General features: G+C 37.0%; 21 protein-coding genes and 1 pseudogene. 12 read left to right on the forward strand and 10 right to left on the reverse strand.

Annotated elements, in window-relative coordinates:
- The first annotated feature begins 200 nt into the window (after positions 1-200).
- The 4 genes and pseudogenes from ygfZ to F938_RS25035 form a co-directional block, all read left to right on the forward strand.
- On the forward strand, positions 201-923 hold the full coding sequence (ygfZ, locus tag F938_RS16175; protein WP_005033478.1) for a CAF17-like 4Fe-4S cluster assembly/insertion protein YgfZ: 723 nt from the start codon (positions 201-203) through the stop codon (positions 921-923).
- 275 nt (positions 924-1,198) lie between these two features.
- Positions 1,199-1,543 carry a hypothetical protein gene (locus F938_RS16180; RefSeq protein WP_010590895.1) on the forward strand — a complete coding sequence of 115 codons (345 nt, stop codon included), beginning with the start codon at positions 1,199-1,201 and terminating at the stop codon, positions 1,541-1,543.
- 2 nt (positions 1,544-1,545) lie between these two features.
- A complete protein-coding gene (locus tag F938_RS16185) occupies positions 1,546-2,040 on the forward strand; it encodes a hypothetical protein (RefSeq protein WP_005033482.1) in 495 nt (164 codons plus the stop codon).
- A 137-nt stretch (positions 2,041-2,177) separates the two neighbouring features.
- Positions 2,178-2,627, forward strand: a pseudogene (locus F938_RS25035) (TPM domain-containing protein); the annotation flags it as partial.
- Between the two features lie 825 nt (positions 2,628-3,452).
- Here F938_RS25035 and F938_RS16195 read toward each other — a convergent pair.
- Complete coding sequence (locus F938_RS16195; RefSeq protein WP_005033487.1) at positions 3,453-4,628, reverse strand: PQQ-dependent sugar dehydrogenase; 1,176 nt, start codon at positions 4,626-4,628, stop codon at positions 3,453-3,455.
- A gap of 189 nt (positions 4,629-4,817) precedes the next feature.
- Here F938_RS16195 and F938_RS16200 point away from each other — a divergent pair, with 189 nt between their 5' ends.
- Positions 4,818-6,101, forward strand: a complete 1,284-nt coding sequence (locus F938_RS16200) for a TPM domain-containing protein (protein WP_005033489.1) — start codon at positions 4,818-4,820, stop codon at positions 6,099-6,101.
- A gap of 28 nt (positions 6,102-6,129) precedes the next feature.
- Here F938_RS16200 and F938_RS16205 read toward each other — a convergent pair whose 3' ends face one another.
- The gene (locus tag F938_RS16205) at positions 6,130-6,375 is read right to left on the reverse strand and encodes a hypothetical protein (RefSeq protein WP_005033491.1); all 246 of its coding nucleotides are present in this window, start codon (positions 6,373-6,375) and stop codon (positions 6,130-6,132) included.
- Between the two features lie 175 nt (positions 6,376-6,550).
- Between F938_RS16205 and F938_RS16210 the strand changes: the two genes are divergently transcribed.
- The 5 genes from F938_RS16210 (at position 6,551) to F938_RS16230 (ending at position 10,837) form a co-directional block, all read left to right on the forward strand.
- On the forward strand, positions 6,551-6,808 hold the full coding sequence (locus F938_RS16210; protein ID WP_005033493.1) for a hypothetical protein: 258 nt from the start codon (positions 6,551-6,553) through the stop codon (positions 6,806-6,808).
- Entirely contained in the window at positions 6,805-7,125 is a 321-nt protein-coding gene (locus F938_RS16215) for a low molecular weight protein tyrosine phosphatase family protein (RefSeq protein WP_005033495.1), read from the forward strand. The genes F938_RS16210 and F938_RS16215 overlap by 4 nt, the downstream gene beginning before the upstream one ends.
- A 202-nt stretch (positions 7,126-7,327) precedes the next feature.
- A complete protein-coding gene (locus F938_RS16220) occupies positions 7,328-8,986 on the forward strand; it encodes a DKNYY domain-containing protein (RefSeq protein WP_227567136.1) in 1,659 nt (552 codons plus the stop codon).
- Positions 8,987-9,090: 104 nt separating this feature from the next.
- The gene (locus F938_RS16225) at positions 9,091-9,798 is read left to right on the forward strand and encodes a DsbC family protein (RefSeq protein ID WP_005033500.1); all 708 of its coding nucleotides are present in this window, start codon (positions 9,091-9,093) and stop codon (positions 9,796-9,798) included.
- A 226-nt stretch (positions 9,799-10,024) separates the two neighbouring features.
- Entirely contained in the window at positions 10,025-10,837 is an 813-nt protein-coding gene (locus F938_RS16230) for a tetratricopeptide repeat protein (protein ID WP_004829908.1), read from the forward strand.
- Positions 10,838-10,872: 35 nt separating this feature from the next.
- On the opposite strand, the gene F938_RS16235 is transcribed toward F938_RS16230, so the two are convergent.
- From F938_RS16235 to F938_RS16250, 4 genes are all read right to left on the reverse strand, one after another.
- Complete coding sequence (locus F938_RS16235) at positions 10,873-11,796, reverse strand: AEC family transporter (RefSeq protein WP_005033502.1); 924 nt, start codon at positions 11,794-11,796, stop codon at positions 10,873-10,875.
- Between the two features lie 110 nt (positions 11,797-11,906).
- Entirely contained in the window at positions 11,907-13,025 is a 1,119-nt protein-coding gene (locus F938_RS16240; RefSeq protein WP_005033504.1) for an NADH:flavin oxidoreductase/NADH oxidase, read from the reverse strand.
- 19 nt (positions 13,026-13,044) lie between these two features.
- On the reverse strand, positions 13,045-15,168 hold the full coding sequence (locus F938_RS16245; protein ID WP_005033507.1) for a TonB-dependent receptor: 2,124 nt from the start codon (positions 15,166-15,168) through the stop codon (positions 13,045-13,047).
- A 33-nt stretch (positions 15,169-15,201) separates the two neighbouring features.
- Positions 15,202-16,500, reverse strand: coding sequence for a carbohydrate porin (locus F938_RS16250; RefSeq protein ID WP_005033510.1), 1,299 nt, complete (start codon positions 16,498-16,500; stop codon positions 15,202-15,204).
- A 389-nt stretch (positions 16,501-16,889) separates the two neighbouring features.
- Here F938_RS16250 and mutM point away from each other — a divergent pair, with 389 nt between their 5' ends.
- Positions 16,890-17,741, forward strand: a complete 852-nt coding sequence (gene mutM, locus F938_RS16255; protein ID WP_005033513.1) for a bifunctional DNA-formamidopyrimidine glycosylase/DNA-(apurinic or apyrimidinic site) lyase — start codon at positions 16,890-16,892, stop codon at positions 17,739-17,741.
- On the forward strand, positions 17,738-18,022 hold the full coding sequence (locus F938_RS16260; RefSeq protein WP_005033515.1) for a peptidylprolyl isomerase: 285 nt from the start codon (positions 17,738-17,740) through the stop codon (positions 18,020-18,022). The genes mutM and F938_RS16260 overlap by 4 nt, the downstream gene beginning before the upstream one ends.
- Here F938_RS16260 and F938_RS16265 read toward each other — a convergent pair.
- The 4 genes from F938_RS16265 to typA all read right to left on the reverse strand — a co-directional run bounded on the left by F938_RS16265 (position 18,019) and on the right by typA (position 22,180).
- A complete protein-coding gene (locus tag F938_RS16265; protein WP_005033517.1) occupies positions 18,019-18,933 on the reverse strand; it encodes a hypothetical protein in 915 nt (304 codons plus the stop codon). The two genes, F938_RS16260 and F938_RS16265, sit on opposite strands and share 4 nt — an antisense overlap.
- A gap of 14 nt (positions 18,934-18,947) precedes the next feature.
- A complete protein-coding gene (locus F938_RS16270; protein WP_005033520.1) occupies positions 18,948-19,589 on the reverse strand; it encodes a hypothetical protein in 642 nt (213 codons plus the stop codon).
- Positions 19,590-19,719: 130 nt separating this feature from the next.
- The gene (mscL, locus tag F938_RS16275; protein ID WP_004829921.1) at positions 19,720-20,151 is read right to left on the reverse strand and encodes a large conductance mechanosensitive channel protein MscL; all 432 of its coding nucleotides are present in this window, start codon (positions 20,149-20,151) and stop codon (positions 19,720-19,722) included.
- A 193-nt stretch (positions 20,152-20,344) separates the two neighbouring features.
- Complete coding sequence (typA, locus tag F938_RS16280) at positions 20,345-22,180, reverse strand: translational GTPase TypA (protein WP_004829923.1); 1,836 nt, start codon at positions 22,178-22,180, stop codon at positions 20,345-20,347.
- Between the last annotated feature and the right edge of the window lie 146 nt (positions 22,181-22,326).

Genomic DNA, 22,326 nt, shown 5'->3' on the forward strand with positions numbered 1-22,326 from the left:
TAATGCTTGGCATAGTACACTGTCGAAAACCCATTTCCCAAATCGTTTATATTTCATAAGCTTAGATATAAAAACAGGGGTTTTAGAAATATTTAGTAACAACTTCATTAAAATATTTGCACTAAAACTGCTTTTTTTTGAAAAATAGCGGAAAATAAGATTAATTCTTTAGTATTAGATTTAAGACAAGCGAGCAATTCATGAGCGATCTAGCTTTCTCCTCTTTTACCTTAATCGGTGTTGATGCGGTCAAGTTCTTACAAGGTCAAGTTACTGTAAATGTTGAAAATTTAGCTGAAAATATTAGTCAATATACGGCTATCTGCGATTTGAAAGGTCGAATTCATTTTGGCTTGTGGTTAAAAAAGATTAATCCTGAACATCTAGAAATTGTGACCACACAAGATCAAGCTGAAGAATTTGCTCAACACATCAAAAAATATGGTGCTTTTTCTAAAATGAAACTTGAGTTGGGTGGGCAAGTTTTTCCAATACTCAATGGTTCTACAACTGACTTTTCTGCCACTGAAACTGATATTGCAGCGTGGGAAATTTCAGCAATTCAAAATGGTCAAGCCTATATTAATAAAGTGACTGACGGTTTGTTTCAACCTCAAGAATTACGCCTGCATCAACGTGAAGGTATCAATTATGACAAAGGCTGTTATCTTGGTCAGGAAGTAATTGCGCGTCTTTGGTTTAAAGCAAAACCTAAGGCTTGGTTACATCTTATTCAGGGTACTGGTGAAGTCCCTGCTCCTGCTGAACAACTAAATAAGAGCGTTCAAGTCGTGAACAGTACAGCTTTTGAAAATGGCTATATTGCACTGGTTGTTGCCCGTCCTGATGCTCTAGAAGAGTTGGGCGTGACTGTTTTAGCTCTACCTGAGCATTTGAGTGGTGATGTTGCTAGACCACAATAACGATTTAATTTTTATATAAAGATAGCGTTGATAACGTTATCTTTATGCTATTTCATTAAAATCACACTTAAAAAATCTTTTAATTTATTATAAAATGATAAAAATCATTATATTAATTTATCTTTTTTATAACTATGAATCAGAGTTTCCAGGACTCCAAACATAAATTTATTGCCTTATATTATGGTGGATTTTCATTTTTTGCGATATGTATATTAATTTATCTCATTGATTTTAATAACATCAACTTATTCTCCAAAATGATTTATGGATTGATGTTGACTCAACTGATCATTACACTCTACGCTGCTTATCAATATTGGCAATTGAATATTACAGGACTTAAAATATTAAAATGGATCAGTTTTAGTTTAATTTTCTTATTAAGCACACCGTTATTTTTATATATCCCCAATATTGCCATCATATTTGGATTTTTCGTTGAATGGACAGATACATCATTTTTTTCTACCTTAAAACTACACGCAGGGTACAACACGACCATTACCTTAAATGGTGATAGTCCTTGGGGGTTTGGTCTTAATTTTATTGAAATTTTTATGTTTTATCGATTTAGAAAAATATTAAATAACACACAAATTCCATTAAAGGAAAAATGAAAATGAATAATTTAGAATTTAACGATCCTAAATACAAACTTATCGCTTTATATTATGGTATTTCTGCCATCATTGGATTGGGCTTGATTACCTATCAACTCTTTACCAATCCCTTTCATATTTTAGTATTCATCTTATATGTCTTAATTTACATTCAACTGGTTTTTATGTTGTTTGGTGCACTTCAATATTGGGACAAAAGACAAACAGGTTTAAAAATCTTGTTTTGGATTTCTTTAAGTTTAATTCCAGCATTTTATACACCTTTGATTGCCTATATTCCCAAAATTACCTCAGGTTTGTTTATTTATTTCGAAACTGGCTTTGGTGCAAATGGAGCTGGATTTGATGTATTCGTCTTCTACAATACAACGCTAAGAATTTTTAACGAACAATTTTGGCGTATTGGTATTAATTTAACTGAATTTTTTATTTTCTTACGTTTTTTAAATTTAGCCAAAGCACAAAATATTTCATTATCACCTTTCAGACGTTAGATATGCATCCATAGAAAAAAATTTAGCTTAAACAATTTCCCCCCTACTTCAATTATCGAAATATATTGATCATTGAATAAACTGAATGAGATTAATCTCAATTTTAATACAACAAAATGAATAGATACCTTCACACCATGACATCTAAAAGAATCATCGTATTACTTCTAGTCAGTATCTTAAGTATCTGTAGTCATGCGCTATCGCCTCAACTGTTACAGCAACTCAAACAACAGCATATTGTTGATACGACTTCTACCCTAGACAACAATCAAATCGAAGCATTAAAAAATCAAAATAGACAGCTTTATCAGCAGAAAAATATTGATTTGAAAATATTAATGATCCCTACGATTGGAGATACATCAATAGAACAATATGCTGAACAAGTCTTTAATCAAATTAAAATAGGCAATTCAGAACTTAATAATGGCGTGTTGCTTGTCGTGTCTAAAGATGACCGAAAAATGCGCTTTGAAGTTGGCTATGGTCTGGAAGGTGATTTGACAGATGTGCAAATGGGGCGAATGATTCGAAATACCCTTGCACCAAATTTTAAAAATAATGATTATTATCAAGGTCTTTCTCAAACCCAGAAAACGCTTTTCAATCAAAATATTTCATTGAGAGAGGTCACCACAAAACACCCAGAAATTGTTTTCAATCTCAGCTTTTATGGTTACCTGTTTCTTTCTATTTTGCTTTGTATTCCAATGTATTGGGTCTATACCAAATTGGTTGTCAAACTGGGGACTGGAGGCGGATTAGCAGCCTTTGTCGCTTTTTTTGTGGTAGAGATATTTATTCATCTATTGATTTTTTCTTATTTAAATCTTGCTAATTTAGGTTTCTTTTTGAGTGCGCTTATTCCAGTATACGCACCATTTTTAATTGCAGTCTTCATACCTAAAGATCAAAGCCATAAAATGTTGAAATGCATTTTGTATAGCCTGCCGCTTCAAATTTTTTCAATCTTTGGATTAGGTATTTTCTATCTAGTTGATTTCATCCCTGCAACTGCAGTTTTTCTGTTGAAATGTTTAACTATCTGCGTAATTTTAATCTTTTTACGTTATCTACAGTTTTTGTATCGCTTCAAACATCGCACTGAAAATCAATATTTAACAACTTACTACAATCAATATCTCAGAGAAAAAGAGCGACAACAGGTACGCGAGGAGGCTTTTGAAAGACTTCAGGCGCTACGGAAAAACTCCAATTCAGACAATAATTACTCATCAAATCATCATTCATCCTTTGATAGTCATCAAGATTCATCTTCGAGTAGCAGTTCATCCTCTAGCAGCAGTTCATCATCCAATGACGAACGAGATTCAGGCGGCAGTTCAGGTGGTGGTGGTGCATCAGGTTCATGGTAAGTGTCAAGGTGCTTAACATGTGATGGAGGAAGATTATTTCCTCCTCACATAATAAATTACACCGCCTTTGTCATCGGAGAAATAAAATGAATTTTCATCAACTCGATAAATATCAGCAGGTCGACCATAGACATTTTTTCCCACTAAAAAACCATCCATGAAAGTCTCAAGCTTTTGTCCTTTACGCATAATCGCAATTTTGTAGCCATGACCAATTGAGGCATCTGTAGAACCATGTAAAGCGACCAAAAAAGAATTTTTAATACTTTCATCTGAATCTGGATGATCAAAATAATCAAAGCCAAGTGCAGATGAATGTGCAGGGAAATAGGCGTACGGTGTTAATACATTTTTACAGCCACCTGAACGTTTGAATTTTGGATCGGCAAAAATTTTACCATTCGACGAATAACATGAAGGCCAACCATAATCAGCATCACGTTTAAGAGCATAAAAAGTTTCATCAGGCTTATTTTTACCTAAATGGTCTGCCCCCTGATTGGTGGCAAATAAAACTTTACCTATCCATTTTAAACCCACTGCATTACGTAAACCTTGGGCAAAAATCTTTTGTTCAGAACCATCTGGGTTCATTTCTAAAACTGTTGCTCGAACTTTTTCTTTTTCAACACATGCATTGCAACTAGAGCCAACTGAAACATAAATTTTTCCATTGCCTCCTACAGCAATTGTCCGTGTTAGATGCCAACCACCATATTTGTAGCTTAAGCCATAGTCTGGAAAAGTAGCTAAAACTTCAGCTTTATCCGTGGGTTTGGTTTCACCTTGGGTAAACTTACGTCGAGTGAGTTGGTCAGTTTCAGCTAAATATAACCAATCTTGCCCTGTATCATCTGTATAAAACTGAATAGAATTTGGATTTTTCAAACCAGTCATATAAGGAATTATTTTGCCAAATCGACCTGTTTCAGCATTCCATTGATCCAAAATATAGATGATGCCTTTTTTATTATCAGACAAATCATGCATATCGGTGACAAACATTCTCCCATCAGGGGCTTTTGTAAAAAAGCGGACTCGTTTTAAGCCCTCAGCAGCAGGAATAATTTCAAAATTTGCCGGTAAATTTAAAGAAAAGCGCTTTCCATTTTTCAAATTGATTTGATGTGGTACTAGCTTTGGCTGTTGAGCTAAAACTGTCATTGGACAAATTAAACATAATAATAAGATTGACAGTATTTTGTTCATTTTTGATACTTCTCAGTTCATCTTATGAAGAAACAACTTCTTTTTTGATATTATACAATTTAAATGATGAATACATAGTCAAAGGCTTCTGAGAAAATCAACATAGACACTTCATTCATTTATAAAAACTCTTTCACCCATGCTCCTCTCCATTTAGAATGAGTTCAACAAATTAAAAAAACATAAAAGATGCATCTATCCAATAAAGCCATTTATCAACAGTTCATTCTTTTAGCATTGAGTTTATTGTTGAGTATTAGCAGTCATGCCCTAACTCCACAACTTTTAGAAGAATTAAAAAAATACAATATTTTAGATACCACGCAAACATTAACTACCGCTGAGATTGAAAAGCTCAAACAGAACAACGAAGTTATTTTTAAACAAAAAAATATCGACCTTAAGATATTAATGATTTCCACTTTAGACGGCGAGGTAATCGAGCATGTGGCAAATGATATATTTAACATCATCAAAATCGGTAATGCTCAACAAGATAATGGTGTGTTGTTACTGATCGCCAAAGATGATCGAAAAATGCGAATTGAGGTTGGCTATGGTTTAGAGGGGGATATAACAGATATACAATCTGGTCGCATTATTCGAAATACTCTCGCACCCCATTTTAAAAATGATGAATACTATACAGGTATTGCACTCGCACAGAATGAACTTGGTCAATCACCCAACTTAACCATAGACATTCCCAAACTTCACGACGTTGAACAAAAATCTACTCCTGATACGATAGCACAAAGCACATATCATTATGCTACGCCACAGCAAGAAAATCCGCATGTCATACACTTAGACCAACCCTCAAAGCACTTCATCAACTATTTCGTTGTTTTTATTTGGAATATTATGGTGAGTTGTATTTTAGTCATCTATTTTTCGCCAATTTATCAAACGCTTAAAAAACAGCAAATTAGAATCAAAGGAATTCCTTTATTTTTAATCGTATTTTTGCCTATTCACCATCTATTTTGTTGGATTGTTACAGGACTAAATTTCTTTTTGCTTTTTGTCTTGTACGTTTTTGTCCTTTGGCTAGTCGCTAAATTTAATCATTATCAAAATATCTATAAACTGATGAAATTATCAACTTTACCTGAAAAGATTCCAAAGAAATATGCTGTTTTATTGATCAGTATTCCAATTATATTGGCATTTCTTCTGCCAAACAGTTGGATTCCCGTATTGATGTTTTTTATTTTCTGTCCATTCATCTTGCTTTTGATTTGGACACTCATTTATTCGATAGCCAAGCCTTATCAACATTATTATCCTGCTGAATATCAGGAATGGTTTAAAGAAACACCTTCAACCTTTTCACATTCATCATCCTATTCAAGCTCTTCCTCAAGTTCATCGAGCAATAGCTCATCTTCCTCTAGCCCCAGTTCATCATCGGGTAGCAGTAGAAGTTCTGGAGGTAGTTCAGGGGGTGGAGGCGCATCAGGCTCTTGGTAACCGTTAAGCCTGAGCGGCTAAATTCTATTTAAAAACCATGAAACAGTTTATTCATGTCCTTGCAGACATATTCCTTAAAATGAAAAACACGGGCATGTTTTGCATCAAATTTTGCAGTTAAACCGTCTTTTTCAAAGCAATAGACACGATCATCTTGACTCACAAGAAACTCACCACCTAACTTGATCAGTAGCGCATCAATCTTGTCTTCGTCAGCAATACTTTCGTCCTGACTAATTTTGTCATAATTACGCTTAATCGCTTTAATAAACATGGTTTTCTCATCACTTCAATTGAATGACAATTATAACGTTTCAATTCATTTAAGTCTGTTCAAAGTGCTGATCAGCACATACTTACAACTTGTCTGGATCAATAAATACTTATAAAATAATTCCATCATGTGTTATCGCGGCTGCTGAACCCGATCAACTCATGAGTTTTATCCTATGGACATTACATCACAATTATTTGCAAACGATATAAACAGAAACCGCGCATGGAGACGTAAAGTCAATTTTTTACATCGTGGTCGAGATTGTAGACATACCTCAACCCTGTGGAAACCTGAAAAAGACTGGAAAATGCTTTGGAATAGATCACTCAAAAGATCTCGCTCCAAACAACTTGGGATTGAATATCCGCGTGTTTCCTCGGCAAAAAGACGAAAACAAGCACAATATGAGTTTTGGATGATCGCTGATTGAACAGCCTTTTTATATGTAGTCGTAATCAATGGCGCAGTCCCACTGCTGAGCGTATCTTTGCAGTGGGCTATGGCATTGCCACTCGTTCTGCTGGAACAAGCAAACATGCCAAACATACGATCTCTCTCAAAGATATCGCTTGGGCAGATATGATTTTTGTGATGGAGCAAAAGCACAAACAAAACATCAAAGAAAAATTCCCTCAACCACTACAACACAAAAAAGTGATTGTTTTGGACATTCCGGATGAATATCCCTACATGGATGAAGCATTAATCGAGCTTTTGAAAGAGAGCATGTTGCCTTATTTGCCTTAAATGAAAATATAGTGCTACAAGCAATCTGCACAATTCTCTACTAAATTCGCTACTGAATAGGTAAAAAATAAATTAGAATGATCTTGTCATGAGGACTGATCACAATTAAAAAATAAAGCGAATAATGCAGAATCCATTCAATGTTTTTTCTATCCTTCGAACCATTACTCTCCTCTTAACAGCTTTTGGGCTTCTGTTGAGCTTGAGCTTTTTATTTAGATGTTCAGGTCCAGACTCAAATACCATACCTTTTGGTGCAACCAGCGAGAAAATGGGAGTATTTGAAAAATATAACAACCAAATTTATGCTTCAGTACCGAGTAATGGCGACTACCTCATTCCCGAAGCAGATGCGAAAACATTTTATTTGCCAAATGACCATTACCAATATCGACAACTTGGCGCAGATCAAAAAAATGTCTACTGTGGCAACATCCTTTTAAAAGGTGTACAACCGCAAAAACTGAAGACTATCGGCAACAGTTATTTCACAGATGGAAAAGAGACTTGGTATTGTTCACCGATGACTGAGCGAAATGAAAATTTATCTGTGATTCAAGAAGTTTTTCAAATCATACTACAAAATTTTGGCATTGGTTCAAAACCACAAAGTTATCTTTATCCTTATTTTAAACTGGAACAGGGTGATCAACCTTATTTAGTCAATGCAGACATTGATACAGCCAGTAACGGAATATTGACCTATTATCGTGGAAAATTACTTCCAGATGCTCACTCTCATCAATTACGCTTCGTCTCTGGCGAAGAAAATCATATTTTTAGGGCAGATGGTACGAACGTATACTTCAACAACACACGACTTAGCTTAAAGGACAATGAAAAGCTTTATACCCTTGATATAGAGAACTCTAACAATCAAAGCTATTTATTCAATCCGATTGATGGCATGGTTTATGTCAATCAATTTGCTTTTGATCCACAATTTGCACCTTATCATCTGCTCAGCAAATATGGTGACCACAGCAATCATGCGTTATTTTATAACGACACTGGCATCTATTATTTTGATGTAAATAAAGAAAAAATGGTACGTGCTGGGGATAATCCATTTTTAGGGCAATCCTTTAAAGAAATTGCGCCTGCAATTTTTTCGAATGGTCAGCAACTTCTCTACTTACAAGCCCGTGAATATCGAAGTAGCAAAGGTTCATCTTCCTCCAGAGTAACCCGTATTTTAAAATTAGATGAGCCACAGGTTTCGACTTGGCAACAACTGGGAAATGTGAATTACAACAGCGGTAGCGTATGGAAAAATGGCAATGCTTTTTATTATTTTGACCAGCTTGGTGACAGCCAACTGATTCGAGCCACGGTTTATCATATTCGTGACCCGCAAACCATTCAAAGTTTACTAAAAACTCAACCACGTACAGACGATATTCGTCAGTGGATTGATGAACAGAAGATGGTTGAAGCCAAACACACAACTTTGGTTGAGGCGAAGACAGAGAACAGCTCGGACAAATATTGGGGTTTTGTTGCTCCCCTCATCTTTGTTGTTATTTTCAGTGCTTTGATTTGGTTATTTAAAAGGTTTAATTTAAATTTTGCCCCATTTTATATTCGAAATCATAAATTGATTGTCAGCAATTTGATGCTGACTGCTTATCCTATAGCGCAGATTCAACAGGTGGAATTTAGTATAAACAGAACAACACATGCAAAAGGCTGTATTGGTCATTTCCGAATTGTACAACGCAATGGCAAACGTTCAATGAGCTTCAACTTTAGTTCAAAGTTGAGTTTAAATGTAGATTCTCAAGCAGAATTAAATCAGTATATTGAACAATTACAACAGCAATTGGCACAACATGGTATTCACAGCATTTTGAAAAAATGAACAACAGGTTTGAGTGAGATTTTTTAATCTCAATTACATGATCTCAATATATTTTTGAGTACCATTGAGTGCACAATATCGATATTATTATTTCGAGTTTTATCATGAAAATTTGGTTATCTCTTCTCAGTTTAAGTATTTTTAGCTTTACTTCGGCACATGCGGACATCAAAACATTAGAACAAAACTTAAAAACTAAATATCCTGAAATTGAAGTGAAATCGGTACAGAACTCGCCGATCAAAGATGTTTATGAAGTTTATATGGGGGGGCGTATTGTCTATACCAATGAAGAAGCGAAATATTTCTTTGTCGGTAATTTGATTGATTTAAAAGAACAAAAGAATTTAACTGCTGAACGTGAACAGGTTTTAAAAAGTATTGATGTCAAAGCATTACCTTTAAAACAAGCCATTAAGCATGTCAAAGGCAAAGGTGAACGCACCATTTATGTGTTTAGTGATCCCGATTGTCCTTATTGCCAACATCTTGAAAAAGAATTAAAAAATGTCGACAACGTGACGATTTATTTATTCTTATACCCAATCACACGTTTACATCCTAACGCTGAAAATGTCTCACAACAAATTTGGTGCGCTAAAAACCCATACCAAGCATGGCAAGATTATACCCTTGATAAAAAACAACCAAGTTCAACCAAATCTTGCACCACCCCTGTAGAAAAGAATATCGCTTTGGCTAAAACGCTTAATGTAGATGGTACGCCAACTTTCTTCTTACAAGATGGAACACGTATTTCAGGTGCACGTGATGCAGGTGAAATTGAGTTATTGTTAAAAGCAGTTAAATAATTTTTTCGAAAAGCAGAAGCAATGATTTTCATTTCTTCTGCAAGAATAACTTTAAAACATGCTTAATTTATGCTTATCTACAAAAAATCTAAAACATAAATGCACCAACAAATACAATTGGTATGTTTACATTATTAATTTTCAAATTATGATTAAAAATGTCATCAATCCATTCTGACACCATAAATGGAATTATGTTGAAATTAAAATCAGGTACCGTTTCAAAATGAAAAAAACACTTATTGCAGCACTTCTAAGTTTATCTTGTATTTCAGCATTTGCTGCTGATGCACCTAAAACGAATGTTGATCCTGCTTTTGCGAAGGCACAAGAACTCATTCAAGCAAAAAATTACCCAGCAGCCTATCAAGAATTAGATCGCCTCGCTAAAACAGGCAATGCGCAAGCCTTATATAACTTAGGCTATTTAACCCAAACTGGGCAAGGTACTGCCAAAGATGATAAAAAAGCATTGAAATATTATCAGGATGCTTCAGCAAAAGGCTATCCAGTTGCAAGTTATGTGTTGGCTCAAAGCTATGCTGTAGGACAGTTAGGTTTAAGCAAAGATGAAAAGAAAGTTCGTGAATACTTAGAGAAATCATCATCTCAAGGTTTTGATGACGCGACTGTAGAATTGGCTGTTTTATTATTTGCAGAGGGTACGCCTGCATCAGACAAGTTGGGTTTACAAAAACTTGATCCTTTAGTGAAAAAAGATTTTGCACCTGCGATTCATGCCAAAGCCCTCTATGACATTACAGATGGTTTAAAAAAGAAAAATGCAGCCACGGTGAATCAAGGTCTCAATGAAATTCAAAACTTAGCCAAGAAAGGCTATATTCCTGCATTAATGGCTGTAGGAAATATGCTGACCAACGGCAATATCATTGATCAAAACTTACCTGAAGCGCAAAAGATTTTCGCTGAGTTAGCAAAAAATAATGTGCCTAAAGCGAAAGAATCCCTAGAAGTGGTCAATAAGTTAATTGCTGAGAAAGCTAAAGCGCCAGCAAAAGCTGCTGCTCCGAAAAAATAATCTGCCAAAGGGTAAAGCACACGCTTATGTGTGCTTTACCACCATACACCGATCAAAACACTCACAATCATAAAACTCAAAAATGTACTGATCATCAACGGTGTCAGTGCTTTTTCATTCAAACCATAAATCTGTCCAAAAATTCCAAAGATCGAAGGCATCGGCAAAGCTGCAATTAATGTACCTGCATAAATCATTTTTTGATCTAAGTCCGTAAAATGGGTAAAGCCCAAATAGACCAAGATCGGCATACAAATATTTTTTGAGACCACAAGATAAATGGTTTGCAGATTAAAGGATTGAATAGTGAGCCCCACCATTCCCCCGCCAATAATAAAGAGTGCCAGTGGCGAAGCTGTTTGCCCAAGCATAGCAAAAACGGAATCCAACAGATGTGGAATCTGTATATTGAAAACTGCGCAACTCATGCCAATCATTACCGATAGAAATAGCGGATTTTTTAGTAAGGTTATAAAAGTTATTTTTAAGATAGCGACTAAATTGGCTTGTCGTTGGCGTCCAATTTCAGCCAAAGTTAACATTAACGGCACAAGAAAAACACTTTCGATGATGACCACCAAAGAGATATAAATCATGGCCTCACTGCCCATGAGCAAAGTTAAAATTGCAGCACCCAATAGTCCTGTATTGGACATGGAAGCCCCCAATGAAAATACTGAGGCATGGGTAAAATGATTTTTAAAAATTTTCTGCCCTATGAAGAAAGCCAGAATAAATAAGGCAAAAGTGACACTTGCATAAACGAAAAAATATGCTGGATACCAAATCTCATGCAGATCTTTTGAAGCTAAGGCATGAAGGAGCAAAGCAGGCAAAGCGATTTTGATCACAAAAGCGCTCAAGGCTATGATCTGTGCTTTATTTATTAATTGGATTTTGACAGAGATAAAACCCAGAAATAACAAGAAAAATACTGGAAAAATTACCGAAAAAATCATTTAAACCGTTCCTTTTCCAGAACTTGTAAATAAAGATATATCCTAGAATATATCTTTGATGAATATAAATACTTTAAAAGAATAATAGATTACACAAAACTGTAATGTCATCAGTATGCTGAAAACAAATCCTTTATTCCATGAGGCTGACAACGTAAATACTGAGGTGCAATCGAAATGTGAGCGCCCAGTTTCGCTGCAGCATGCCATGGCCAACGTGGGGCATACAAGATTGCTCTTGCCAATGCAATTGCATCTGCCTCACCCTGCTGAAGAATCTGTTCAGCCTGTTCAGCCTCGGTAATCAACCCGACAGCAATTACTGGAATATTCACTTGTTGTTTAATTGCATTGGCAAATGGCACTTGATAGTTTGCACCAATCTTGATGTTTTGTTGAGCATGTAAGCCACCTGAGGATACATGGATATAGACCGCCCCCAACTGTGCCAAGGCTTTTGATAAACCAATACTCGACTCAATGTTCCAACCATTTTCAGCATCCATCCAGTCCGTTGCTGAAAGGCGTACACCTATAGGATAATTGGCAGGCACTGCATTTCGAATGGCTTGAAAAACCTCTAAAGTTAAGCGAATACGATTTTCAAAACTACCACCATATTGATCCGTACGATAATTCGACAATGGTGACATAAATTGATGTAGCAAATAGCCATGGGCTGCGTGGATTTCAATCAATGAAAAACCTGCCTCAACAGCACGGATTGCAGCCTGTGCAAAATCATCAATGATGACTTGTATTTCATCAAGCGTTAATGCATGTGGTGCAACATCTTCAATGTTGAATGCAATATCACTGGCAGAAACTGTCTGCCAACCATGCGCATGATCTGCTGCAATTTGCCCTTTCCCCAACCATGGTTTATCCGTTGAGGCTTTACGTCCTGCATGTGCAAGTTGTACGCCAAAAGGCGTTGGCGCTATCGTTTTTACTTTATTCAATAAAGCCTTTATTTGATCTCGTTGTGTATCATTCCACAAACCAAGGTCTGCATAGCTGATACGTCCTTCTGCTTGAACCGCAGTCGCTTCAACAATACACAAGCTTGCACCTGACAAAGCATAATTTGCCCATTGCTGTTCGTGCCAATACGTGATTTCACCTTGATCAGTTGCAGAATATTGACACATTGGTGCAATAATTATTTTATTGCTCAATGCGAGCGAGCCAAATTGAATGGATTCAAATAACTTCGGTTGAGCAGACATAAATTACTTTCCCAGCGAATTAAAATTGTTTGGTGACACTCAAACCGGCACTCCAGTTAATACCATCTGCAGGTTCAAAGAATCGCCCATTACCATCATTCACAATGACTGAACCCACATAGTTTTTGTCGAATAAATTATCGACTCGAGCAAAACTACGGACTTTCCAATCTTTGTTTTTCCAGATATAACCGACATTTAGGCTGGTGACTGTATAACTTGGTGCAGTATCTGTATTGAGATCGTCAACATAGATTTTATCCATATAACGAACATCGACCCCAGCATTTAAACCACTTTCTGGAAGCCAACCAAGTCCAATAAAGGCTTGATTTTTAGCAATACCGGGAATGTAGTTTCCACTTTGGATGACTTTTTTCGGATCTGTATTTGGGATATCGGCATCAAATGTTGCATCTAGGAAGCTATAACTGGCTTGTGCAGTAATATCTTTCCATAGTTTTTTATTCCAAGACAATTCAACGCCCTGACGCAATGTCTTGTCTGCATTTTGATAGGTCGCTCGACCATCCACAGAACCGGCAGAAACAATATCATCTCGTGTATTGCTTTGAAAAACTGCAGCCGTGAAATTACCCAATTGATTTTGTGCCTTTAAACCCAGTTCATAGTTATCACTGGTCGAAGGTTTCAGTGCAAAGTTTATCCCTGAAGTTCCACTGGTTGGATAAGCCATTTCAGTGAAAGTTGGTGTTTCAAATCCTTTGGCATAGCTGATATAACTGCTAATCTCAGGCGTAATTTCCCATGTCAAAGCAGCTGATGGAAGTAATTTGTTATAATCTGTTTGCCCACTATCGTTGCCATTAGAGCTTGTGATGTAATGATCTTTAGATTCATAATGGACATTGCTATAACGCAATCCTGTATCTAGCCGTACAGTTGGTAAAAATTGCCAAGACACCTGAAGATACGGATCTAAATTCCATAAAGTATTTCGTTCATCACGGCGTAGCTTACCTTTTACTCCATATTGACCATTGGCATCAAAATTCTCATATCCTTGGCGATCTTCATTCATGGCATCATAAGCAAGCCCTGCACTGATACGCGTGTTCGGCAAAAGCTCTTTACCTGTCCAACGTAAATCTGCACCATAAAAATCTCTAGAGAAATCAATAACACCACCTGCATGGCGAGGATTCTTTTGAGCAGTATTCGGAATAGATTGATATTGTGTGACCTCTCGATGACCTAAATAAGCCATTGAATAAATTTCATTTTGGTCGTTGATGGGTTTGGTCCAATTAACACCTGTTTGTGTCTGATTAATATCTTTGCGCACATTATAGATATTCTTACTATCATTCACTTGTTTAGGGTTTTGCTTCCATTGATCCCGACTGAGACCTTGTGGATCATCCGCATGAATATTTACATAGTTGGTGATCCAATTAATTTTTGAGCCGTCATCCAAATCCCAAGTGAGTTTAGCATTACTCAAGGTTTTTCTTGCTGCACTATGATCACGATAGCCATCAGTATCAAAATACGAAGAACTAATCACATAACTTGGCTCATTGGCTTTATCGGCACCACCTTGTAAAACAATATCAGCACGCCCTTTATTGTTACTTCCACCTGAGTATCCTAACTCAATCGAATCGCGCCCTGTTCCCTCTTTGGTCGTGGTTAGAATCGTCCCACCTGATGAATTTCCATAGAGTGATGAAAAAGGTCCACCCAGTACTTCAATATGATCCAAACTGCTTAAATCAATATTTGACGTCTGACCTTGTCCATCGGGCATGGTTGCAGGAATACCATCCACATACAAACGGATACCACGGACACCAAAGGTTGAACGTGCACCGAAGCCACGCATGGACAGTTGTAAATCTTGCGCATAATTTTCACGGTTATTGAGCTGTAAGCCCGGAATGCCTTTGAGAGTTTCAGTGAGGTTCACTCCCATATTATTTTGATTTTGCTGTTGGTCTATACGATAAACAGATGCAGGCGTATTGAGTATGCTCGTGTCTGAGCGTGTTGCTTCAACTTTAATGGTGGGGAGTTGCTGAGTGGAATCCTGAGATTCCGATTCAGCATAGATGTTCTGGGAAATACAGACTGTTAAACAAAGTAGTGTGGTATTAATTTTTAAATGTTTCACTCTTTGCATCTAGGTTTCCTCGGGTGATTGCAGAAAATAATTTTAGAAAATAATTTTAGACCCCAAGCCAATGACCAATGCATTGTCGACCTGATTGGTTGCACCAGGATGCACCACATACTGCACTAAAGGACGAAGCATGAACCATTTGGCAGGGTAATATGAGTAATTTAACTCAACATTATACTCTGCATCTTCATTCAGCTGTCTTAAATTTGTGCCTAAGCGACTATTATTCACATAATCCGTATAACGATCGTTCAAATGTACTCTATTGACGGCTAAGCCTAGAATATCGTTGGGTTGGCTTTTAAATAGTCCATAGTACTTTAAACCCAGTTGTTGTGAATCACTTACCGCTGTTGTCGTCCGATCATGTACAGTAAAATTACCAAAGCTATGTAGACCTCGTTTGCCCTCACCTACTGAGGTCAATTGCTGTTCAAAGGCAATCCAGCCGCCATATGTACGATCTTCAGCCTTAGTTGCTGCTTTATAAGCCACATCGTACTGATTTTTTGCCTCGTCAGCAGTATTGTAAAGCGTACCAAAGCGATAACTGCCTGGTAAAGCATTGAAACCTTGCTTTGGTGACCACACCACTTCAGAAAGAATATTTACACCATCAGCATGTTTGGTATCCAAGTTCCAGCCTAGACGCTCCAAAGCATTGTCTGGGTTGTATTCAAAAACGCCCACTTGTGCGAATAACTCAGGATTGATTTGATACTTCAAACGTCCGCCCCATTGTGAAACGGGTGTGTTATACCAAAGCTTACCTTGCCATTTCCCCATTTGTGCAGCACAGAATGCATTGCCTTGGAAATCACAAGCCATGGTATTAAATTCAGTCCCCAAACCCATTCGACCTACACGAATACTGAGCCCTTGTTCTTTAAAGTTTTTTTCAATATAGAGTTCACTCAAACGACTTCCTGAATTACCTCGCCCCCAATTGGCTTGAGAGTTCGCCCATTGTGGTGCATCAGGTGCCTGAATCCCTCTTAATGATGTGCTTTCCCCTTGGCGTGCGGTGACTAAAGCACGAATCGTAACATCACTCCAACCTGCTAATTTCGCCATATCCAAAGTAGTTCCAAGACCAAACTGGGTTGCAAAGGTTGGTGCTTGATGTGCATCATAACCACCATCAGCAAGATATGAACCATCCATGGCAATCGTACCATCGAATTTGATCCCTTTTTCAGCCCACTCAGTACGTGTACCATTCCAGTCCCCTGTCATGGTTGATCCATGCAGGTCAAAAGCATCTTCAGCCGATGCAACAGACATCATGGTAAAAGTAGAGATTGCCAATAAAGGATAAGCAATTTTTTTCATGGGGCAGCCTAATTTGGAGCAGAATGAATACAGATAATTTTGTTAATTTCAAACTTTTGATCCTTATAAAATTAATATAAAAATCATATTTTAAAATCACAATCACGCCTAAAATACTATGGAGAATCCAAATTATTTATAGAGATTATTTACTAGAAATTTACACATTTTTTTACATATAACTATCAGATATTTTTTATCAATCGGAAAACTTTATTTTATCAATAAACTTTATTTTAATTAACAAAAGCTTATCAAACACGCTAACGAGTCATTCTGCGATTTATCTTATGGCTTCAACCTAAAGTCGTAGGACTAACAGTATCGCACTTTAAAGCCGTCCCATTCTTGCATACAATAATGAGCTCTTATCCCAATACGACACATGCATGCCTGAATTACCTGAAGTTGAAACAACTAAAACCAGCTTAGTTCCCTTAATCAATCAGAAAGTGATGTATGTCCAAGTCCGTGAATCTCGCTTACGTTGGCCAATTCCCGAAGATATTCAGCAACTTCAAGGTCAAAAACTCATTGGTTTAACTCGTCGTTCCAAATATATTTTGGCTGAGTTCGAACGTCATACAATGCTCTGGCATTTAGGGATGTCAGGCAGCTTTAGAATTTGTGATGAGTCAGATGAAATGAGAAAGCATGATCACCTCATCATTCAATTTGAAGATATGCAATTACGCTATCATGATCCACGCCGATTTGGCTGCATTATTTGGCTGAATGAACAAAGCCAAAGCAAACTTATTGATACTTTAGGTCCTGAACCCTTAAGTGATGAATTTAATGCTGAATATTTGTTTGAAAAATTAAAAAATAAAAATGTCGGCACAAAAGTTGCAATCATGGATAACCATATTGTCGTTGGTGTAGGAAATATCTATGCAACTGAAAGCTTATTTAATTTGGGTATTCACCCTGCCCAACCTGCGTCAAGCTTATCAAAGCTACAAGTTCAAAATTTGGTGATTGAAATTAAACGAATCCTAAAGCAAGCAATTGATTTGGGTGGGTCAACTTTACGAGATTATAGCAATGCGATGGGTGAAAATGGCTATTTTCAACAAACTTTGTTGGCATATGGTCGCGCAGGTGAAATGTGTATCAACTGTGAAACGACTTTGGAAAATCTAAAACTTGGACAAAGAGCCAGTGTTTTTTGCCCCCAATGCCAACCACTTAAGCGAATCAAAGATACACCTAAAAAGATACGAGGAAAAAGTAAATGAAAACTGCAATCGTTCGACATATTCTCGTCAAAGACAAAGATCTTGCAGAGCAGCTCAAGAAGAAGATCCATGATGGCGCTGATTTTGCCAAAATTGCGAAACAACATTCAACGTGTAATTCAGCTAAACGTGGTGGTGAACTGGGTGAAGTGAAAAAAGGACAGCTTGTTCCTGTGATTGATAAATTGGTATTTACTGCGGCTGAACATATCCTACATGGACCTGTAAAAAGTCAATTTGGTTTTCATTTGGTTGAAATTAAATTTCGTATGGATTTTTAGTTTAAAGATTTACATTCTTGGTATGAAGTTGAAATGATATCGCCTTGTCTGGCAATTCCCGTACTTGCACCTTGCTCAAAACTCATCCATGCTGTAGTAAGGGGCTGACTCGGTTGATTGATATATCCATACAATCCTTTACCTTGCCCTTGAATAATACAGATTGGCTGGTTTATAAATAACTTCTGAGTATTGCCACTTAGAATTTGAACTGTTTGCTCTATAACTGTTTCGGAATCATCATTTCGCTCTAATGACTTTGAAATGTCTTCCGCAGACTTTACTGTCAAATGCAAAGGTTGATCAAACACAAGTGCTTTAAAGCGTTTAGGCAATGCTTGATAAGATGGTGATGGTTCTTCATCACCTTTATAATGATGATAATCCTGAATATGACAATGAATCTTCTTAAATTGCGAACGCGCACTTCCCATCGTTTGTGACCATGACATTGAACTGGCTACATCCTCAATATCTTTAATTAGAAATGCACTTTGAGAGTTTCGCAAATAAATAAAGTTTTCAAAATCTGCACTTTGGTTTGCCAAGGGGTCTGACTTAGTCATTTTTTCCGTTTTTAAAATGATTTGGTCATTTCGTTTTATATATTGACCTGTTTGCAATTCAATATTTGAAACTTGATCCATAGAAGAATACTTGACATCATCAAAGCTTAATATTTCAAATCTGTTGTTTTTAATTCCAATAAAGGTATATAAACCAAATGCGTAGTGACTAAAATAAACTCCTTGAACCTGATCATTAGAATCATATTGTTCACACATCGAGGTTACTTGAGGGCGTATTTCTGGGCTGAACTGCTTAATAAAATTTTCATCAACTTTAACATGGGCTTGGCATCCATAGATTAGAAAACTCGCCAAAAAAATAAAAATCTGAGCTGTTCTCATGAATTTAAACTCTTTTATATATTTGAATCACTTTGTTCAGGTTTAAACTCATGGACAAACTTCGCATAATCATCAATATACGTCCTAAACATCTCTGCTCTGGTCGTAAAGTAAAAAATTTCATTGCCATTTCTGACAATATTTTCAGGCGATTTACCATTGCAGTAACCTCCTGCCGAATTAACGGCTGATTCCAGCATTTTAAAACTTTGTTCAGCTGTCGCTTCATCTTTAAAACTAAACACCAACAAGACAAAATCTGGACGATACTGTTGATCATCACCTAATTTTTCTTTACTGACGGCTTTATATGAACGAATTCCTTCGCCTTTTACTTGTATGACTTTGTTGAGCGTACAATCATTTTCCGACCATGATGATCCACTGTCTTTTTCAATAAATTCAAAATTAGCCTTTAACAACCGTGTTTCCAAAGCAAGTAACAGTGCTTCATTTTCATCTGTTGAATCTGTTTCAATGGTGGCATACGTGGTCTGTTCATTCGGCATATCGCTAAATGTCAAACCACTTGCAGCTTGGGCTTGATCTGCACGTTCAGCCTGAGCCTTTTCTACCGCCTGTTGTTCTTTTGGATGCTCAGAACAAGCGGATAAAGCCATGAGTGTGATCACTATCCCTATGCTTTTTTTTACCATAGCCATCATCCTTTTATGTTCTCGCATAAAAAACGGTACTTAATCGTACCGTTTCAATTCGTTTCTTTACAATCATTTTATATTTCTAAAACCACTTAAAAATATAATCCTGCAACTTCAATCCAATTTATTAGGCTTGCGGACGTTTCTTCAATTCATCACGAATTTCACGGAGTAATTCAATATCTTCAGGTGTTGCAGCAGGTGCAGCTTCAGCAGGTTTACGGATTTTATTAAGGAATTTAACCAACAGAAATACAACCCAAGCCAAAATCAGGAAGTTTAAGAAGATCGTGATGAAGTTACCATAGGTTAAAACATTCACACCTGCTTTTTGTAAAGCATCCAATGAAGTTAAATTATTCGGGTTGTCCCCCAATACAATAAATTTTTGTGTGAAATCTACACCGCCCCCTGTGATTACAGAGATCAATGGCATGATCACGTCTTTGACCAATGAGTCAATAATTTTACCAAATGCCCCACCGATGATGACACCAATTGCCATATCCATCATGTTGCCTTTAATGGCGAACTCTCTGAATTCTGAAAGAATACTCATATTTTAACTCCAAGCCAATTTTAGGTATTTTTTATGTGACGAAGTATACATTATGTTTCCATGTACATTTCCGCTTAATTTACTCGTTTTTTGTTAAAAACCAAAAGCCTTTTACATTTATATAAAAAAACCGCAATTTATTAAAAAATTGCGGTTTTTTTGCTAGAAATGAAATTATTCCTAGTTAAAACACTTAGCCACGAGAAGCACGTTTACGTTCATTTTCAGTTAAGAATTTTTTACGAATACGAACAGATTTAGGTGTAACTTCAACTAATTCGTCATCTTCAATAAATTCTAATGCTTGTTCAAGCGTGAATTTAATAGCAGGTGTCAACGTTAATGCTTCATCTGTACCAGATGCACGCATGTTAGTTAACTGTTTCGCTTTAGTTGGGTTCACAGTCATGTCGTCTGAACGAGAGTTCATACCTACGATCATACCTTCATACACTTCTAACTGTGGTTCAGCAAACAGACGACCACGGTCTTGTAAAGTGAACAATGCAAACGCTAAGCAAGTACCGTTAACCATAGAGATCAACACACCATTTTGACGTTTCGCAACTGCACCCTGTTTCGCAGGACCATAATGCGAGAAGCTTGAAGTCATGATACCAGTACCAGAAGTAATGGTTAAGAATTCAGAACGGAAACCAATCAAACCACGAGATGGAACAGTTGCTTCAATACGGATACGACCTTTGCCGTCAACTTCCATATTGGTCAACTCACCTTTACGGTTACCCATTTGCTCCATAACAGAACCTTGATGCTGTTCTTCAACATCAAATGTTACGTTTTCGTATGGCTCTTGCATTTCGCCATCAACTTCTTTCATGATCACTTGCGGACGAGAAACACCCATCTCGAAGCCTTCACGACGCATTGTTTCAATCAATACTGAAAGATGAAGTTCACCACGACCAGATACTTTGAAACGGTCTGGACTGTCAGTATCTTCTACACGTAAAGCAACGTTATGAATCAATTCACGATCCAAACGTTCACGGATATTACGTGAAGTTACAAATTTACCTTCTTTACCCGCAAACGGTGAGTTGTTTACTTGGAAAGTCATCGAAACTGTAGGTTCATCTACAGACAATGCAGGTAAAGCTTCAACATTTTTAGGATCACAGATCGTGTCAGAAATGTTTAATGCATCTAAACCAGTGATACATACGATATCACCTGCCTGAGCTGAATCTACATCTACACGCTCAAGACCATGATAACCCATAATTTTTAAGATACGACCATTACGTGTCTTGCCATCTTTATCGATCACAGTCACTGGTGTATTGGTTTTTACTGAACCACGTTGAATACGACCCACACCGATTACACCCACAAAACTATTATAGTCAAGTGAAGAAATCTGCATTTGGAATGGACCATCAACATCAACTGAAGGTGGTTCAACAATATCTACGATTGTTTCGAACAACGGGGTCATATCTTCAGCAAGTTCTTCTGGAGATGGACCAGCAACACCACGAAGACCAGAAGCATAAACAACTGGGAAATCTAATTGTTCGTCGCTACCGCCTAAGTTATCAAACAAATCGAATACTTGATCGATCACCCAGTCTGGACGAGCGCTTGGCTTGTCTACTTTGTTGATGATCACGATTGGCTTCAAACCACGCGCAAACGCTTTTTGAGTTACAAAGCGAGTTTGAGGCATTGGACCTTCTTGTGAATCAACCAAAAGAAGTACACAGTCAACCATAGACATTACACGTTCAACTTCACCACCGAAGTCAGCATGTCCCGGGGTGTCGACGATGTTAATGCGGTATTCAGTGTTTGTACGTTTGTCTAACCATTTGATTGCAGTGTTTTTTGCAAGAATGGTAATACCACGTTCAGACTCAAGCGCATTCGAATCCATAACACGCTCAATCTCACCCGCGCGGTCACCGAGTGCACCTGATTGTTGTAAAAGTTTATCTACTAGAGTCGTTTTACCATGGTCGACGTGCGCGATGATGGCAATATTACGGAGAGTTTTAATATCAGACATGTAAATTCGATACGCTTTAAATTTGAGGGCAAATTATACAGAAAAAAGATAACTTTTAGTAGTGACAGTTTATTGACAGTTACAAGTTTTTTTCACAACTGCTGGCTTTTTATTTTGTAATAGTGTGTAAAGCGATTAGAATAGCG

Source organism: Acinetobacter bereziniae LMG 1003 = CIP 70.12, assembly GCF_000368925.1.
Taxonomy (GTDB): domain Bacteria; phylum Pseudomonadota; class Gammaproteobacteria; order Pseudomonadales; family Moraxellaceae; genus Acinetobacter; species Acinetobacter bereziniae.